Source organism: Hymenobacter sp. 5317J-9, assembly GCF_022921075.1.
Lineage (GTDB): Bacteria > Bacteroidota > Bacteroidia > Cytophagales > Hymenobacteraceae > Hymenobacter.
Map to the genome: position 1 here is coordinate 3641781 of NZ_CP095050.1, position 15573 is coordinate 3657353.

Below are 15573 nucleotides of genomic sequence, written 5' to 3' on the forward strand. Positions count from 1 at the left end.
ATCCAGAACTTACACCATTGAGTAGGCCCGGCTGCGCACATTGGTAATCACTTGCTGGTCACGGAAGCCAAGTGCCACGCGCAGGTTGCCGCTTTCGGTGCGGTTGATGCGGGCCTGCTCCTGGCCATTCTTATAAAAAATGACCTGCGTTTTGGTGAGTTTGTATCCCAGCTTGTCCGTGGGCACATAGGCAAAGTTGCCGCCGCTGACCGGAGTGGCGAAGCCTGGGCCCACCAGAAAGGCCACCGTACCGTTGGCCTGTGCATACATGGAATAGGCAAAATCACCCCAAGCGGCTACCATGTTCACGGACAGGCCCAAGATGCGCTCGTCGAGCGTTGGAATGAGAAACTCGGCCTCGCCCACCCAATCCGTACTCACCGGCGCGAAGGAATCGTGGCTGAAGGCCGTCAGGTTCAGCGTGCCGTCGTACACCAGCGACTGCACCCGGCTGCCGTCGCCGGTCGCCACCAGCACCTGGATACGGGCCGGGTCGTAGGGCGTCAACGTGGGGTTGGTAAAGGGCAACACGCTCGTGGACGGATTCTCCACGTAGGTGCCTGGCTGCCCACCGGGGTTGCTGATAATGGGGCCGGTCGGTTGGGCACCGTTTCGCTCGTAGGTGGCAACGGCTTGTGCGATGAGGTCGGCCAAGAAGGCCGAAAAGTGCAGCCCGTCCGTGGTATTGGCGGAATTGGTAGGCGACTGCGCTTCCACGATGCGGGCAATGTCAACGTACCCGTCATAGCCCATCGCCGCGTAGTTGGCTCGGATATAGGCGTTGAGGTCATTGATTTTGACCGTAATCCGCGCATCCATCGCCGCGCTGCCGCCGGCAACATTGGTGTAATAGCCAGCCGTCGCGGGCAGGGTCATCAGGTAATTCTTATCCCGCCCAGCTACCTGCGCCGTTTTGTAGCCGGCCACCAGCTGCGAGAGGCGGGCCACCACGTCAGCCACGCTCGCGCCCAACCGGGTTTCATCGAAGTCGTTGTAGCCCCCCAGGGTGTAGGTGTCGATGCCCGCGCGCCCAGTCGCATTGAAGCTGGCCTTGATGTCGGCGATGCGGGCCAGCATTTGCGCCGTGGTGTTGCCGCTGATGCCTTTGTTTACCACCAGGTCGTAGAGGTCGGCGCCCACCACGCCCAAGCGCGCCAGCCAGTTCTTGGTCTGGTAATCGGCGCCCAGGCCATACCCTTCCGTTTCGCTGTCACCGATGGCCACGGCTTGGCGCTTTGGCTGCGGGGCGCCCGTTGGGTTGGCGGTGAGCACCAACTTGCCATTCGTGACCGAAATAGAGACCTCCACGTTGGAAGCCGCCGTGTCGACGAGCGCCAGAAACTTAGCCGGCGTATCAACCATCGCCGTTGCGACGGCCGCGACGCGGTTTTGCAATGCCGTATCGTCGTAGCCAACGGCGGCACTTAGCGGCGCAAACGGTTTGTAGTACGGGTCAGAATCCAAGCCAGTGGGCAGCGGGTTCTGCGCAAAACTCATGTCGTTGCGCACTTCAACCAAGCGCGTGACCGGCGGCACCAGGTCCACAAAGGTGTACTGGTACACTTCGCCGGCAGACAGGCGCGCATCCTCCAGCGGCAGCACCGGGTAGCTGAGCACCCTGTCCTCTTCAGTCCCGCTGGTGCGCACAAAGGCGGCCTTCACCGTGGCGGTGGTGGCCGGCAGCTCGTCGACCAAGGCGTTGATGGTGCCGGTCGAATTGGCCAGCAGGCGGAAGTCCACCGGGTCGGCGCGCACGCCGGCGGCCGCACTGGTCTGGTCGGTGCCGTTCACGACCCGCACGTCCATGCCCACGATGCGAAAGCGGGCCGGAATCAAATTCGTGGGCACCGTGAGCGCGCCGTTTACCATCACCAGGTACGGCACGCGAAACACGCTGCCCTTGACCTGGTTCGTGGTCAGGGCATCAAGCCGGGCGTTGGCCGCGTTGATGGCGTCGGCAACCGAGCCCAGCACCAGCCGCGCGTCGGCGGGCGTTATGCTGCCCGTCGTATTGTCTTCAAAATATTGCCCAATGAGCGCGTAGAGCGCATCGGTTTGCTGCGAGGTATCGGGGTTGAGCATCAGCTGAAGCCAAAGGAGAAACCCGCCGACCAGGCCCGGCGCGCGGCCGGGGTCGGGAGTTCCTGTTCCAGGTAAAAGGGGGCCCGCACCGGCAGCACGCCGGTAAGGGTGAAGCTCAGGGCATTGCGGTCGGTGCCCTTGCGGCCGGTTTCGGTGCCGATGAGCAGCTTCAGCGGCCACTCGGGCGTGCCGGCCAGCTTGGTGCGGCCGTTGCCGTCGAGGAAGGCCACCAGGTAGCGGCCGCCGGCCAGCCGGGCCACGGCCTCGCTCACGTCGGGCGCATCGGCGGCAATGAGCAGCGGCAGCTTCACCTTATAGAAGTCGCCCTGGGCGTCCTCGTCGGGCTCCTCGGTGTAGCTGGCCGAGTCGGGCAGAAAGTACAGGTCGGCGTAGTCGGCCGGGTCGCGCAGCTCCAGCGCGGGCAGGATGCTGGCCACCGGCTCGGCATAGACCCGCACGTTGGCCGCCGGCCACAGCCGCACGCCGGCCAGCAGGCCGCCCACGTTCACGCAGTCGTCGGGCGGTATCGAGAGCAGCGGCAGCACTAGCGGACGGTGAGCGTGATGGCCTCGAAGCCGATGAGCAAGCCCATGAGCCGCTCGAAGGCCTCCACCGATTTGTAAATCTTGGGCTGGGCCGGCAGTTGGGCCAGGCCCACCAGCACGCAGGCGTCGCTATCCGCCGGCTTGGTGCCGCAGTGCAGGCGCACGCCCCACTTGGCCGGCACGCGCGGCCCCACCAGCAGCGGCATGAGCTTGCGAAACTTCGGGCTCACGTTGAGCAGCACCTGGTACACGTCGGCGGGGATGGCCACCCCGACGCGCTCCAGCGTGTAGCACACAAACGTTCCGTTGAGGAACAACTCGCCCAGGATGCCGCCGTGGGCCGGCGCGTGGCGGCGCAATTCCAGTTCTGCTTTCGTCATGCGGCCAAATAGCCACATTCGCCCCCCGGGTAGTAGGCCGGTTGCCGGGGCCGGGCGACGGCGCCTTTGCCTGGCAATTGCCAGTGCCGGCGCCGGGCCGGCCGGCAACTACCCCACCCCCTCCCCCTTGCCTCTGGAGGGGGGTTGGGGAAGAACTGGCAAAAGCTGGGGAAGAACTGGCAAATTTATTTTTAGCCCCACCGCCGTTTTTTCCGGCCGTTGGCGGCGCCTTCCTCGTATGCCCTGGCCTTTTCTACAAGCGCACCAGCTCGGCCGACGCGGGCTTGCGCAGGGGCGCCGTGGCCGAGAGCTTGCGCACCAGGTAGCGCACCCCCGCCAGGCGCACCGGCGTGGCCTGCTCGAGCGTGGCCAGGCCCAGCGGGCTCAGCTGCAGGGGCACCGTGTAGCGGGTGCCGCGCAGCTTCACCGCCAGCCAGGGGCTAAGCAGCCGCTCGTAGGTGCCCTGGGCCCCGGCCAGGCGCACGCTCAGCGCGCCGCTCGGGCTCTGGTGCGACAAGCTGGGGTACGCCGTGGTGCCGTCGCTGGCCAGCTGCAGCCCCCGGTAGAAGAGCAGCCGCAGCACGGTGCTGCGCCCCACGCCCTCGGCTCCGGCCCGAAACGGCGGCTGCTTCAGCGCCGGCACCGGCACGGTCAGGGCCGGGTCGCTCCCGATGCGCGTGGGCAGCTCCGCCACGTAGGCCAGGCGCTGGGCCAGCGCCTCGCCGCCGCCGTTGACCGGCACCACGGGCAGGCGCGGCACCAGCCGCTCCCAGCTCAGGGGCACGTGCACGCCGTCGAGCGACGGGGCCACGGTGCAGCGGTAATACACCTCCTCGTCAAGCACCAGGCGCACCTGGTCGGTTTGCGGGTTGTCGGTGAGCAGCACGGCAGAGGCCGGCAGGGCGGCCGCCGTCGCCACGGGCGCCAGCACCCGGCTGTCGTCGGGCTGCAGCGTGAGCCAGTCCTTGGTGAGCTCGTCGGCGCCATCGACCAGGGAAGTGAGCGTAAGGCCCTGCGGCTCCTCCACGGTGGTTTCCACGCCGCCGGCCACGCAGTCGCTCAGGTCGACGTAAGCAGCATCGGCGGCCACGGCCTCCACCAGGTAGGCGCTCCGGACGCGGCCGCTGGCCCGGTGCACGTACACCACGATGCCCAGGTCCTGCCGCAGCGCGGCCAGCAGTTCGCCCACGGTTAGCGCCGGCAGCACGTCGGCCAGCGCGAAGCGCAGCGTGGTGGCGTCGCCGCGGTCCACCAGCTGGGCGTTGCCCACCACCACGAGTTCGCCCAGCTCCCCCGGCAGCAGCTGGTCGGCGTCGACCACCAGCCCGCTTTCCTCCAGAATGGCCTGCAGCACGTAGCGCAGGCGCGGAAAGGGGCAGTACGGCGGTAGCGGCTCGTACCGCAGCACGTTCACGCCGCCCGGCACGGTGAAATCGAGGTTGTAGGTGAAGGTGCCGCCGGCGGGCATGCCCACCGACGCGACCGCGCCCACCACCCACCGGTTGACGGTGTTGAGGGGGTAGTTCAGCGGGTCGGGCGCCGTGCTCGACAGCATCTGCCACGGGGCCAGGTACTCGTTGCGCAGCGGGGCAAAGGCGTAAGGGTACAATGCCGGGTGGGCCACCACGTCGTTGGCGTGCGGCACCAGGCCCGGCACGAGCAGCGAAGCCGGGTCGGACGGGTCGATGGGCACCCAGCGCGGCACTTCGCGCAGCCCGCCGTACTCAAACGAGCTCAGTTGCCGCTCGTTCAGGCCGGCGCCGCTCAGCCCGCCGGCCACGGCCACGCTGTATTGCCGGGCTGAAGCCGAGCGCACGCGCTGGGTGCCCACCAGCAGCGGCACGCCCGACTCGCTGAGCTCCGCCGGCAGCGGAGCGCCCGGCTCCTGCGCCCGGTCGGGCCGCTCCGGATAGCTGTACAGCGGCCCGTTGGGCGGCGCCGGCACGGCAAACGAATAGGCGAACGTGCCCAGGATGGTGTCCTCGTCGAACAGCGGCGAGTTATACTCCAGCTGCACGCTGGTGCCGCGGTGTAGGTGCACCGGCCGGCCGGCGGAAGTCAAGGCAAGCATCAGAGAGCAGCGTAAGCAGTGGGCGCAAAAGCATAATCGTATTCCAGCGCCATCCCGCGCAGCGGGTTGGCGTCGGACAGGTAAGCCAGCTGGCGCTTGGCCACGTCGAGGGGCAGCACCCGCCCGGGCTGCCACTCCCAGATTTCACGCGCCAGCACCAGCTCCTGCAGCCAGCGCAGCTCCGAGGCCCGCAGCCAGCCGGTGGCCAGCTTCAGCTTGCGCACGGCCGTCACGTCGTAGGTCCAGCGGTCGGCGTGGGGCGCGGCCCCGCCCGCCGTGGGCGGCACCTCGCTGCTGCTGGCCACGCCTTCGAGCAGGCCCTCCAGCCGGCCCTCGGTGCGCAGCGTGTCGCAGCCCCCCAGCGAGTTGGTGAACAGCAGGTAGCGCGTTTGGGGCGTGGGGTCGACCATGGCGAAGGTCACGAGCGGGCTCAGGGCCGTTTCGTCGGCGTCATATAGGGCCAGGGTCACGGCATCGGTACCGGCCCGGGGCCGCACCGGAATGGCCAGCAATTGGCCCTCCGGCCCGCGCGGCCCGCTGAGCACCACGGCTTCGTCCTCCACCAGGGGCGCGCCGCCGGCAAAGCCCGTGCGCACGTAGCTGCGTCGCACGGTGAACACGGCCGGCTGGCCGGGCGGGCACAGCCAGAACAGCCACTCCGGCTGCTCGGGCGTCAGCCGCCGGTCGGCCGGCCGCCAGCTGAGAAACGGCGGCTGGGCAAAGGCATCGAGCCGGTACGCGAAGTACTCGATGTCGCGCCGCTCGGCCGGCAGCGCCCCCCGCAGGGCCGTGCGCAGCGGGCCGGTGGTGTAGGCCGGCGGCTGGCCGGCCGCGTACACCGTCGTGCGCACGAAGTAGTTCACGAGCTGGCCGCGGCAGCGGCTGGCCGTGCTGGCCACCGCCGGGGGCTCCCAGGCCCGCAGCAAGGGCCAGAGCAGGCCGTCGAGCTGAAAGGCCACCCGCCCTTGGGCATCGGCAAACTTGCGCAGCGTGAGCACCGCCGCAAAGTCCTCCTGGCCATGGGCGCTTTCGGCCCACAGCTCCAGGTGCACCTCGGCCCCGGCCGGCACGCCGGCGGGCTGGTACCAGAGGGGCTGGCCCACGAAGTCAAAGCCCTGGGCGGCACCGGTGGGCACCTGCAGCAGCGGCGCCGCCGACACCACCACCGTCACTTCCTGCCAGCAGCCGCTCAGGCCCGTGTCGCGCACGCGCACCGTGTGCGTGCCGATGGCCACGCCGGTGAAGTCGGCACTGGCCTGCTCGGGCCCGCGGTCGAGGGAGTAGCGCCAGGCGCCGTTGGGGGTGCCGGTCACCAGGGCCGTGAGCGTGATGCCGCCCGGCGTGCCGGTCTGGCTCACGCTGAGCGTGCCAATGTCACAAGTCAGGCCCGCCACCGGCGGCGTCCAGCCGCAGTACTGCGCGCTGGTGGCTTCGGTCTGGCTGCTCAGGCTCATGCCCCCGCCGTAAATCCAGAGCGTGGCCGTGAAATCGATGTCGCATTCGATGTGTATCACGTCGCCGGCCTGCAGGTGCACGCCCTGGGGCAAGGGGTCGAGCAGCGCGGCCGTGCGCGCCACGTTGAAGGCCACCAGCTGGTGCGTGTCGGTGTCGAACGCAATGCCGGTACCGAGGAAGGTTTTGCCGGCGCCGGCAGCGCCGGCACTGCTGACGGTCCACGTCGTGTTTACTTCGATGAGCATGGCCAGAAATTACAGGGTGTCGGGCGCCCACAGCGCCGGGTCGTACGCCAAATCGGGCACGTATTGCTCCAGCTCGAACTCCAGCCGGAACCCGATTTCGTTGTCGACCGTGAGGGTGGCCACCGGCTCCAGCGGGTTGGCGTTGAGCGTGAAGTGAAACCGGCGGCGCTTGCGGTCGCGCAGCATGCGGCTGAGCACCTGCAGGGCCAGGTGCTCGGCCTGGGCCCAGCCCGCGTCCTGCGCCTCGTAATCATCGGTGGGCACCTTCTGCAGCACCACCCAGGCGCACCGCCGTTTGCCCAGCGGGGCCGTGCCGTCCTTCTCCTCAAAGGCCAGGGTGGGCGTTTCCAGCCACAGGCACGGGTACTCGATGCCGCTGCGCGAGCCGGCCAGGATGCGGCCGGCCGCCCCGTGCACAAAGCTGCCGCCCAGGGCGAGGTTGGCCGTGGCCAGCTGCCGGAAGTAGTCAATAAAATCGGGGAGCTTGTTCGGTTCCATGAACCAAAGAAACCGCGCCGCCGGGCCCGCTTTTAGGACGCAACCGCGTAGTCCGACTGCAGCTGCATGCCGCCGCCCAGGTACATCAAATCGAAGTGGCCGTTTTCCTTCAGCACGCGGTCCTTGTAGTCGCGCCACACCTTGCGGGCCTCCTCCAAATCGTAATCGCTGGGGTTGATGTCGTACAGCTTATAAAAGGAGCGCAGCGCAGCCCGCTCGTTCTGCGTGACGGCCACCTGGCCTTTCACGAACTGTATCATCTGCTGCTGGAAAAACTTGTCCAGCATCTCCCCCACTTCCTTGGCCGACTCCACCGTGAGCGTGTAATGCTTCAGGGCCGTGGGCAGGCTCAGGCGCACCACCGTGCCGGTGGCCACCTCCGGCCGGCTCAGCTGCCGGTAGGGCAGCTTCTCCACCTTCATGCGCACCGTGCGCCCGAGGAAGGTGTTCTGGTGGATTTGCCAGATGTCGGGACCGAACTCTTTTAACAGAAACTGCCGCACGTGGGCACGCACGGGAATGGCGAAGACGGGCGAGGCGCTCAAGGAAAGGGACTAGAAGTAAAGTATCGTCAAAGGTCAATCGCTGAAACCCCTAAAATTAGGACGAAAGTGCACGCTTCACTTTCAGCACCGTGTTGGAAGAGCAGCCCGCGGCCTCGGCAATATCGCGCACGACGTTGCCCTTCCGCAACAGCTTTACCACCTTGGGGTATTTGGCCAGCAGCTTGTCGGCGTCCTGAGTGGTGCCGGCGGGCCGGCCCTTCTGCGCGCCGCCGGCGAAGGCCACGGCCTGGCCCGAGCGGATGCGGTGGCTGAGCCGTTCGGTTTCCATCTCGTCCACTTCCATGAGCACCGTCATCACCAGGCGCGCCATGGGGTTCACCTTGCCATCGGGCAGCAGGTAGCCCAATTGGATGTTGAGGGCAAACACCGACACGCCCAGGTCGGCCAGCTGCTCGACCACGGCGCGGGTTTCGCGGGCCCGGCGGCCCAGGCGGCTGAGCTCGGTGACGAGCACCATCCGGATGCGGCCCGACTTGGCCAGGTGCAGGAGCTCGTCGAGGTCGGGCCGCCGGGCCCGGCTGTTGCGCGAGCCGCTGAGCTTCTCGGCGATGGTGGCCACCACCTGCAGGCCGGAGCGGTCGGCGTGGCGCTGGGTGTCGAGGAGCTGGCGGCCGAAGTCCTGCTGCTCCTTACTCACGCGGGCGAACAGAGCCACCGGTATCAAAGCGTTTTGTCTCATTTTATGCAGGTGGTTTTCGAGTGACAATTTTCAGGGAGAAAAAACGCCCCGGGACCAGTCATTTTCAGGGTGTTTTTCGGCAATACTTTTTTTGAGACACGAAAGCGAAACCAAGAACCTACGTCAACTGACAAATACACTTTGTAATTCAAAGTACTTCATAATATCTTTGCTGGCGTTCCTTCTTTCTCTTACTTGGTTTACGCCCTATGACTGCTTCCTCTTTCAACAGCGCGTTCTGCGCCCTGCTGAGCGCGCTGCTCGTGAGTGTGCTGCTCGTTGGCTGCACCGACCCCACCGCTTTTCGGGTGGAGGGTCCCGTTGAAGTGCATGAGTCGGGCTTGGTCAAGCAACTCAACTACACCGTCTACAACTTCGCCCCCACCGACTCGTGCCTGACCGTGCTGCGCAGCATGGCCCATAGCGGCATTGTCGACGACGGCCACACTGGCACGTTTAAGGTCATCTTCACCGATGCCGCGACGAAGCAAACCCTACTGGGGCAAACGGTGGAGGTGTATCCTGATTTGCTGTTCGCAAACGAGCAGCCTGTTGTCACCAACTCTTTCGGTATTTACCGGTAGTCAAGGTGACACCTTACCGCCCGCTACCGAGGTGAAAAACCAGCCGGACAGCCGGGGAATCGGATGCACTGCTCCAGGTTGAGCGACTTCTGCTGCACCTTGCCCAGCGGCACGTGGCCCATGTGGCCAGGAGCCGACTCCGGCCACACGTGGAGCATGAGGGCCACCAGCTCGTCCACCTTCAGCCGGAACTTCTTCGGCTTGCGGCCGGGGACGCCCACGTGGTGCTGCTCCCGCTCGTCGATTCGCTTCAGGCGCTTGGCTATGCGCGCCAGCGCTGGCAGCGCAACGACTATGCCGGCCGAGTCCACCCGCGCCCCAAGCGGCCGGCTCAGCCGGGCCAGGTTGCGGCGGCCGACTTCGGATACGGCCCACCAGAGCTGCCCGGCCTCGCCGCGCTCGAGCTCGATGACTTGGTCCAGGTGCGCCAGATTCATTCCACCCATCCTTTCTGCGCGAGAAACTTGTGAATGGCCTGGTCGCGCTCCAAATCGATGATGACGGCGGTGGCCACCAGCTGCGGCCCCCACTTGTCAATCATGCGCCGCAGGCCCTCGATGCCGTACTGGCGGGGGTTGGCCACGGGGCGGTTGAAGTAGAGCTCCCTGGCGAAGAAGGTGCGCCCGGCCTGGCCCGGGCCGGAGATGAAGTAGACGATGGCCTTGGTGTGCGGCTGCTGGCGCTGCCAGCTGGCGGTAAGCGGCGTGGACATGGGAACGGAAAAGGGTTAGGCCGCGGCGGGCCGGGCGAAGTGTTGGTAGAAGCGCTCCAGAGCCTGCGGGCCCAGCTGGCGCAGCTTGGCTTCGTGGTAGCGGTAGAGCTCCAGGGTGGTTTTGGCCTGGGCCCGCTTGGGAGCCGTGCCCAGCGCGTGCTGGCGCAGCTCCCGCCGGGCCCGGCGCAGGGCGTCGGCTAGGGCACGCTGGCCGCGGTGGGCCAGGTGCGTAGCGTACCACTGCATGGTGCCGATGAATCCCTTGGCGTTTTCGGCGTCGAAGTAGCCCTTGCCGGCCACGTGCTCGGCGTAGGGCAGCGGCGGGTACTTGTGCGGGTTGCGGGCGAAGTAGCCGGCGGCCAGGCCCAGGCGTTCGAGGGCCTGCTCGTGGTATTGTTCCTGCCGGTGCAGGGGCCAGTCGGCTGGGAAGCCGCCGTACACGCCGAAGTAGATGGCATTGCAGGCCAGGCGGCCCTGCTCCTCGGTAAAAGATTGGTTCAACGGGGCATATAATTCGCGCTGGGCCGCCCACCAGAACTCTAGAACCATGCTGCGCTGGCGCTGGGCCACCCGCGTTTTCGGCCCCTGCGGCGCGGCGGATGGGGTTTTGGGCTCGGAAGGCTCGACAACGTCATTCGCGCGCCCCGTGCCCGGTTTCGTCGCTTGCGCGGCCTCCACCGGGCGGGCCGGCTGCCCCGTGTAGCCTGACGGTGTAGCCTGAGTGCTTACCGGCGGCGTCTGGACCCGTTGCGCAGCGCATTTATCCACCTGGCCGGTTTCTATTTCAGTAGCCTGAAGGGGTTCATGAACTCCTTTAGGCGGAAAGTTTGTGCCGGTTGGCGGCGGAAGCGCCGAAAAAGCGGCTTGTTGAAAACATGGTTTTTCGGCCGTTTGGGCCGGTTTTGCACCGGCCTCCCACAGGAACAGCGGGTTTATCCACACGTAGTAGTCGCGCAGCCGGCCCCGAAACTGCGTGCGGGTCACGATGCCGGCCCGCTGCATCTCGGCCAGGTGGTTGCGCACCGTGCGGCCGGCCACGCGCTTGCCCCGCACGCTCGTCCGGCACAGGGCCTCGCTGTTGGTGGCCACCGGCGGCGGGGCTAGCTCCGCGTCGTCCGCAGCGACGGCCCCGAGCTGGAGCAGCGGCACCTGGCGCACCTCGGCCACGGCTTTCAGGGCCAGGCGAATCAGGGCCCAGGCCGTCTTTTCGGCGCCGTCGGAGAGGATGCTGCCGCGCACGGCGTACTGCTGCACGGTGCCGTCCTTGAGGCGGCGGGTGCGCCAGGTTTTGGGCAGCTGCGCGCCGCGCTGGTCGATGTACTCGGACAGGGCAATGCGCGCCTTGGAAGGGCAATAAGGAGTTGGCAACATTCTCGGGAACGTGCTGGGGAAAACGGATGGTATGGAAAACGGTGGCGGTGCCGGGGGCCAAGGGCTGTCATCCCTGTTCCCGAGCAACCGCCGGGTAGCGTTTCGGCTAGCCCAGTGCGCACCCGGCCCGCTCCGATGCGGGCATTCATTGCCGGACCTGATTTTCCACCTGGGCGAGAAAACGGCAACGAGTCTTCGTTAGACGACGGGGCGGCTGCTCGGCGGCAGCGACAGACCAGCGGCCCGGGCGGGGCGCGGCCACGGGAGTAGTGGGTGCTGCTCATAGGGCCTGCGGCTCGTCGGGGCGGAAGTCGGTGATGGCCGCCGGCACCGGCCCGGGCCGGCGGCGCTCCAGCTCCTCGTTCACCATCCAGCGCAGGGTGAGCACGACCTTCTTGCTGGCCGCGTCGGTCGGGCGCAGCCGGCCCAGCCAGTCGAGCACAGCGGCCGGCTCGGCGCAGAAGCGGGGCCAGGTCGTGAGCGGGGCGGCACTCATTGGCCCCTCCCAGCTTTAAAGCCCATCAGCAGCAGGGCGCCGGTGAGCAGCGCCGCCCACGGCGCCCACACCGGCGCCGTCACGGCCCACCAGCTCCAGTGGGCCACCGGGGCCACGCCGGCCTCTTTGAGGCAGGCCAGCCCGAGCACCAGCAGCAGCAGCAGGCCCAGGGTGCGCGGCATCTTGCGTACCGGCTCAGCCATTGTGCAGCCCCCCTTTCCCCACGCGCAGCATGGCATTAATCGCCCGCAGGCGCGTTTTGGCGGCGTCGATGTCGGCCTTCAGGCCGTTCTCCCGGCCCGCGTCGGGCCCCCACTCGCCCCGGGCGAACTTGCCCAGCGCGAACTCCAGGTGCGGCAGGTCGGCCTCGATTTCGTTTTTCTCCACCCGCAGGGCCTGCAAGCGCAGCGGGTCGGGCGTGGGCAGCTTGGAGAGGGGCAGCAGCAGCACGTCGCGCTCCAGGTTTTGGCTCAGCGTGAAGATGAACCCGCCCAGGCCGGTGTTGCCGGCCGAGGAGTAGAGGTGAATGGTCTTTTTCATGCGGCGAGGAAAAAAATAAGGGGACAGACTAGGCCACGCGCAGCGCCTTCTCGGACGGCACGGCGGCGGATTTCACGGCTTTTTGGCGGGCGTTGCGGGGGGCGGCCTTCACCGGCTCGGGCCGGCCGCCGGGCCCCAGCGCGGGCGTAAGCACGCCGATGCCCAGGCCAAAGGCTTCGACCTCGCTGAGCTTGAAGCGCAGCCGGCCCGAGAACTTGTAGGCCGGCAGGTACACCCGCTTGCCGCGGGCGTCGAAGCGGCCCTCGGCCACCCACTGCTCCACCGTGCGGCGGTCGAAGTGCGTGTAGGCGGCCACGCGCTCCACGCTCACCAGCTCGTCGACGGCCGGCGGCCGGGCGGCTTGCAGGTGGGCCAGCACGGCGTCGAGCTTCTGCTGGAGGGCTTGGTAATCTTCGCGGGTCGGCAAATCGAGCAGGGCCATGGCAGGTTAGGCAGCGGGGGAAATAGACTTGGTGAGGGTGGCCCGCGCGGCGGCCAGGCGCTGGCGGGCGGCGTCGAACTGGTCGTTGCCCAGCACCAGCAGGCGCACCTCTTTGAGGCGGCGCACCTGCGTGGGGGCAAAGCAGACCTGGGGCTCGCGGGCCCCGGCCGGCCGCACGCCCATGCTGCACGCGGCCCAGCTGACGGGGCCGGCGGCCGGGTGGTGGTGGTGGGCGTACTGGAAGCTGAACTGCTCGCCCGTCAGCCCCGTCCACGTGCCGGTGACCAGCGAGAGGCTGGGCGTGGGCGTGGGCTGCTCCCACACCTGAAAGCCCAGCTCGCGCAGCCACCGGGCCACGTGGGGGCTCAAATCGCGGGGGCCGGGCGGCGAGCCGTAAGGGGCGCGGGCTTCCATCGCTCAGGCAGCTTGGGGGAGTAGCAGCTGAAACTCGCGGCGGCAGTCCGTCACGTCGATTTCGCGGATGCCGGCGGGCAGGTCCTTGACCAGCCACATCTCGGCCGCGGTGTGGCCCTCCTCCTGGGCCGTGCGCAAGTCCAGCGGCATCGAGCCGTTGACGTACACCGTCAGGTGGCCGGCTTGGTAGCAGTAGCCCAGGATGGGCTCCACGAGGGCCGCGCCCTCGGGCAATTCGACCACGCGCACGCGCTTGCCGGTGCGGGCATCGGTGAGGGAAACGGGGGAGGCAAAAGGCTGGGTGTCCATCTTAGTGCGTGCCTTCAATGTGGTGGCGCAGCTTGGCGGCCGTGTTGAGGCCGCCCATCATCATTTCCAGCATCCCGAGCTCAATCGTGCTGTTGCCGGCCGTCTCGGGGTGCTTGCCCAGGTCGCTCACGAAGCTGGCCCAGGCGTCGGTGAGGTTGCCGGCGTCGAGGTATTCGAGGGCGCGGGTTTTGGCCCATTGCAGGTGCTGGGCGCGGGTCATGGATTCGGGCATGGCAGAAGACTATTAGGCCACTTGGGCGCGGTTGGTGACGGTGACTGCCAGCTCGCCGCTCAGGCGCTGGCGGCGCTGCTCTTCCCAGGCCAGCACCAGCGGGGTTTCCTCCTGGTAGTGCGGGTGGGTGGCGTTGATTTCGCGCACCCTTCGGCGCAGTTGCTTCAGGGACGTGAGCTGCACCAGCGCCGGGGGCAGCAGCGTGGCGGTGAGGGTAGCCAAATCGCGGATGCAGGGCTTGCGCTTCGGCTCCAGAGGGGCGGTGTTGAGGTGCATGAGATGCTGGGAAATGGTGAACTGCTAGGAAAAGAGGGGCGCCAGCGCGGCGGCCGGCAGCAAATCGAGCGGAATCACGAAGGCGGGCAAGCCGGCCCGCACTAGGTCGATGAGCCAGGGCAGGTGGACTTTGCGGCACTGCCGCACGGCCGTGAGCTGCGCCGACGTGGCTTCGTGGCCGCTGCGCACCAGCGTGTCAATGGCTGTGGTGGGCAGGTCTTCGCACACCAGCGCCATGAGCTGGAAGTACTTCTGCCGGTCCGTGCTGAGGGGAGGGTGCATGCCGTGTTTGACACGATTCGCCGCGCTCTCGCTTTATTGCGTGAGCGTTGTCGTGACGTGACACAAACATACGTAATCAACTTACAATTGACAGCTTTCTATTGTAAGTTTTCTACCAAAAAAGATTTCAAAGTGCAGCAACATCCTATAAATGAGCGAATAAGTTTTTTGCTCAAATCGTTAAAACTTAGTGCTCGCGCATTCAGTGAAATGATTGGGGAGAAGCCCACAATCACTCAGAACTACGTTGGCTCAAGAAACTCAATGCCTGGCGCTGACTACTTAGAGAAGGTACTGAAGCACTTTGAAAGCATCAATCCGGCATGGCTTCTCACGGGCGAGGGTGAACCCTTCCTGCCAGGCACGCAGCCTACACAAAATATTTCAACCACAAAAGGCAAAGGCAACATCATAGGCCAGGCCATTGGCACAGCTATTGGCAATATTAACCTCGATGACTGCAAGCGTGAACTGGCCTCCTCCCAAAAGGAACTTGAGCACCTGCGACAGCAACTGGAGCTGAAGGATGCGCTGCTGGCGGCCAAAGACGAAATGCTCACGCTGCTGCGAGGCAGCCACAATAGACCCAATTAATGAAAGCAGCAGTTCTACCCATTGCACTCCTAATTTCTGCCTCTGCGTGTGCCCAAACGCTACTTGCCAACGACCCGCCCAAAACTTATAAAGTTGGGCCAGAGAAGGCTTTCCTATACCGTAGCCCTGCCGACACGGCAAAGCAGTCAAGCAATCAGTATCTCGCGTCCAATTCCGAAGTGACAGTAGTAGGGCGATATTCGCCACGTTGGCTGGTAGTGAAGCGTACTGGATACTTGTATTTAGCACCCAGTGCCAAGCTCACATCACCTGATGCACCTTTCGCGCCGGTCAAGCTACTGGATGGCACTCCCCTGCCCTTTGATGAGCAAACCCACCGCATCTCTTACCAAGGAGTAGTAGAAGTACCCGGTGCCACCAAAGACCAACTGTATGTACGGGCAAACGAATGGGTAGCTAAAGCATACCACTCAGCCAACGCCGTGATTCAGATGCAGGATAAGGAGGCCGGGCGGTTAGTTGTAAAGGGCCTAACGCGTGTGACCCTACACGTAATGGGCATGAATGCGGACGCTGGCGTGATACGCCACACCTTGACTATCTACGTCAAGGATGGCCGCTACAAGTACATACTCAGCGACTTCACCCATGAGGACGTACGCCCCAAAGCCACTTCGGTCGGGCCGCTGGAAGGCCAAGTGCTGCCTTTCGGGATGGGTAAAAAGCAATGGGATGAATTGCGCCGCGAAGCTGACGAAGATGCCAAGCGCCTCATTGCCGAGCTACAGGCGGCCCTGAATGTGAAGGGCGGCAAAGACCCGAGTGACTTCTAATCCAAC

23 protein-coding genes are annotated in these 15573 nt (G+C 66.1%); 3 read left to right on the forward strand and 20 right to left on the reverse strand.

Going from position 1 to position 15573, the window contains the following annotated elements:
- Positions 1 to 9 precede the first annotated feature (9 nt).
- From MUN81_RS15430 to MUN81_RS15465, 8 genes are all read right to left on the reverse strand, one after another.
- The gene (locus MUN81_RS15430; protein WP_245111837.1) at positions 10 to 2082 is read right to left on the reverse strand and encodes a GDSL-type esterase/lipase family protein; all 2073 of its coding nucleotides are present in this window, start codon (positions 2080 to 2082) and stop codon (positions 10 to 12) included.
- Positions 2082 to 2627 (reverse strand): hypothetical protein, encoded by a 546-nt coding sequence (locus MUN81_RS15435; protein WP_245111838.1) that lies wholly within the window; start codon positions 2625 to 2627, stop codon positions 2082 to 2084. The genes MUN81_RS15430 and MUN81_RS15435 overlap by 1 nt, the downstream gene beginning before the upstream one ends.
- The gene (locus MUN81_RS15440; RefSeq protein WP_245111840.1) at positions 2627 to 3007 is read right to left on the reverse strand and encodes a DUF5675 family protein; all 381 of its coding nucleotides are present in this window, start codon (positions 3005 to 3007) and stop codon (positions 2627 to 2629) included. Before MUN81_RS15440 ends, MUN81_RS15435 begins: the two co-directional genes overlap by 1 nt.
- Positions 3008 to 3260: 253 nt before the next feature.
- Positions 3261 to 5078, reverse strand: coding sequence for a hypothetical protein (locus tag MUN81_RS15445; protein ID WP_245111841.1), 1818 nt, complete (start codon positions 5076 to 5078; stop codon positions 3261 to 3263).
- Positions 5078 to 6778, reverse strand: a complete 1701-nt coding sequence (locus MUN81_RS15450; RefSeq protein ID WP_245111843.1) for a hypothetical protein — start codon at positions 6776 to 6778, stop codon at positions 5078 to 5080. Before MUN81_RS15450 ends, MUN81_RS15445 begins: the two co-directional genes overlap by 1 nt.
- Positions 6779 to 6787: 9 nt before the next feature.
- On the reverse strand, positions 6788 to 7276 hold the full coding sequence (locus MUN81_RS15455; RefSeq protein ID WP_245111845.1) for a hypothetical protein: 489 nt from the start codon (positions 7274 to 7276) through the stop codon (positions 6788 to 6790).
- Between the two features lie 32 nt (positions 7277 to 7308).
- Positions 7309 to 7821: a hypothetical protein gene (locus tag MUN81_RS15460; RefSeq protein ID WP_245111847.1), complete on the reverse strand. Its 513-nt coding sequence runs from the start codon at positions 7819 to 7821 to the stop codon at positions 7309 to 7311.
- Positions 7822 to 7876: 55 nt separating this feature from the next.
- Positions 7877 to 8521 carry a recombinase family protein gene (locus MUN81_RS15465; RefSeq protein ID WP_245111848.1) on the reverse strand — a complete coding sequence of 215 codons (645 nt, stop codon included), beginning with the start codon at positions 8519 to 8521 and terminating at the stop codon, positions 7877 to 7879.
- 209 nt (positions 8522 to 8730) lie between these two features.
- On the opposite strand from MUN81_RS15465, the gene MUN81_RS15470 reads away from it, so the two are divergent.
- Positions 8731 to 9105, forward strand: a complete 375-nt coding sequence (locus MUN81_RS15470; RefSeq protein WP_245111850.1) for a hypothetical protein — start codon at positions 8731 to 8733, stop codon at positions 9103 to 9105.
- 23 nt (positions 9106 to 9128) lie between these two features.
- Here MUN81_RS15470 and MUN81_RS15475 read toward each other — a convergent pair whose 3' ends face one another.
- The 12 genes from MUN81_RS15475 to MUN81_RS15530 all read right to left on the reverse strand — a co-directional run bounded on the left by MUN81_RS15475 (position 9129) and on the right by MUN81_RS15530 (position 14179).
- Positions 9129 to 9542, reverse strand: a complete 414-nt coding sequence (locus MUN81_RS15475; RefSeq protein WP_245111852.1) for a hypothetical protein — start codon at positions 9540 to 9542, stop codon at positions 9129 to 9131.
- The gene (locus MUN81_RS15480) at positions 9539 to 9817 is read right to left on the reverse strand and encodes a hypothetical protein (RefSeq protein WP_245111854.1); all 279 of its coding nucleotides are present in this window, start codon (positions 9815 to 9817) and stop codon (positions 9539 to 9541) included. The genes MUN81_RS15475 and MUN81_RS15480 overlap by 4 nt, the downstream gene beginning before the upstream one ends.
- Before the next feature lie 15 nt (positions 9818 to 9832).
- On the reverse strand, positions 9833 to 11188 hold the full coding sequence (locus MUN81_RS15485; RefSeq protein WP_245111856.1) for a hypothetical protein: 1356 nt from the start codon (positions 11186 to 11188) through the stop codon (positions 9833 to 9835).
- A 280-nt stretch (positions 11189 to 11468) separates the two neighbouring features.
- Positions 11469 to 11684, reverse strand: a complete 216-nt coding sequence (locus tag MUN81_RS15490) for a hypothetical protein (protein WP_245111858.1) — start codon at positions 11682 to 11684, stop codon at positions 11469 to 11471.
- Positions 11681 to 11887: a hypothetical protein gene (locus tag MUN81_RS15495; protein ID WP_245111860.1), complete on the reverse strand. Its 207-nt coding sequence runs from the start codon at positions 11885 to 11887 to the stop codon at positions 11681 to 11683. The genes MUN81_RS15490 and MUN81_RS15495 overlap by 4 nt, the downstream gene beginning before the upstream one ends.
- Positions 11880 to 12224: a hypothetical protein gene (locus MUN81_RS15500; RefSeq protein WP_245111862.1), complete on the reverse strand. Its 345-nt coding sequence runs from the start codon at positions 12222 to 12224 to the stop codon at positions 11880 to 11882. Before MUN81_RS15500 ends, MUN81_RS15495 begins: the two co-directional genes overlap by 8 nt.
- A gap of 28 nt (positions 12225 to 12252) precedes the next feature.
- The gene (locus tag MUN81_RS15505; RefSeq protein WP_245111864.1) at positions 12253 to 12666 is read right to left on the reverse strand and encodes a helix-turn-helix domain-containing protein; all 414 of its coding nucleotides are present in this window, start codon (positions 12664 to 12666) and stop codon (positions 12253 to 12255) included.
- Between the two features lie 6 nt (positions 12667 to 12672).
- The gene (locus MUN81_RS15510; protein ID WP_245111865.1) at positions 12673 to 13080 is read right to left on the reverse strand and encodes a hypothetical protein; all 408 of its coding nucleotides are present in this window, start codon (positions 13078 to 13080) and stop codon (positions 12673 to 12675) included.
- A 3-nt stretch (positions 13081 to 13083) separates the two neighbouring features.
- Entirely contained in the window at positions 13084 to 13407 is a 324-nt protein-coding gene (locus MUN81_RS15515) for a hypothetical protein (protein WP_245111867.1), read from the reverse strand.
- Positions 13391 to 13621, reverse strand: a complete 231-nt coding sequence (locus MUN81_RS15520) for a hypothetical protein (RefSeq protein ID WP_245111869.1) — start codon at positions 13619 to 13621, stop codon at positions 13391 to 13393. The genes MUN81_RS15515 and MUN81_RS15520 overlap by 17 nt, the downstream gene beginning before the upstream one ends.
- Before the next feature lie 12 nt (positions 13622 to 13633).
- The gene (locus MUN81_RS15525) at positions 13634 to 13897 is read right to left on the reverse strand and encodes a hypothetical protein (RefSeq protein ID WP_245111871.1); all 264 of its coding nucleotides are present in this window, start codon (positions 13895 to 13897) and stop codon (positions 13634 to 13636) included.
- Between the two features lie 24 nt (positions 13898 to 13921).
- Positions 13922 to 14179, reverse strand: a complete 258-nt coding sequence (locus tag MUN81_RS15530) for a hypothetical protein (RefSeq protein ID WP_245111872.1) — start codon at positions 14177 to 14179, stop codon at positions 13922 to 13924.
- Between the two features lie 3 nt (positions 14180 to 14182).
- Here MUN81_RS15530 and MUN81_RS15535 point away from each other — a divergent pair, with 3 nt between their 5' ends.
- Both MUN81_RS15535 and MUN81_RS15540 read left to right on the forward strand, forming a co-directional pair.
- Complete coding sequence (locus MUN81_RS15535; RefSeq protein WP_245111874.1) at positions 14183 to 14773, forward strand: helix-turn-helix domain-containing protein; 591 nt, start codon at positions 14183 to 14185, stop codon at positions 14771 to 14773.
- Complete coding sequence (locus MUN81_RS15540) at positions 14773 to 15567, forward strand: DUF4468 domain-containing protein (RefSeq protein WP_245111875.1); 795 nt, start codon at positions 14773 to 14775, stop codon at positions 15565 to 15567. Before MUN81_RS15535 ends, MUN81_RS15540 begins: the two co-directional genes overlap by 1 nt.
- The last annotated feature ends 6 nt before the right edge of the window (positions 15568 to 15573 follow it).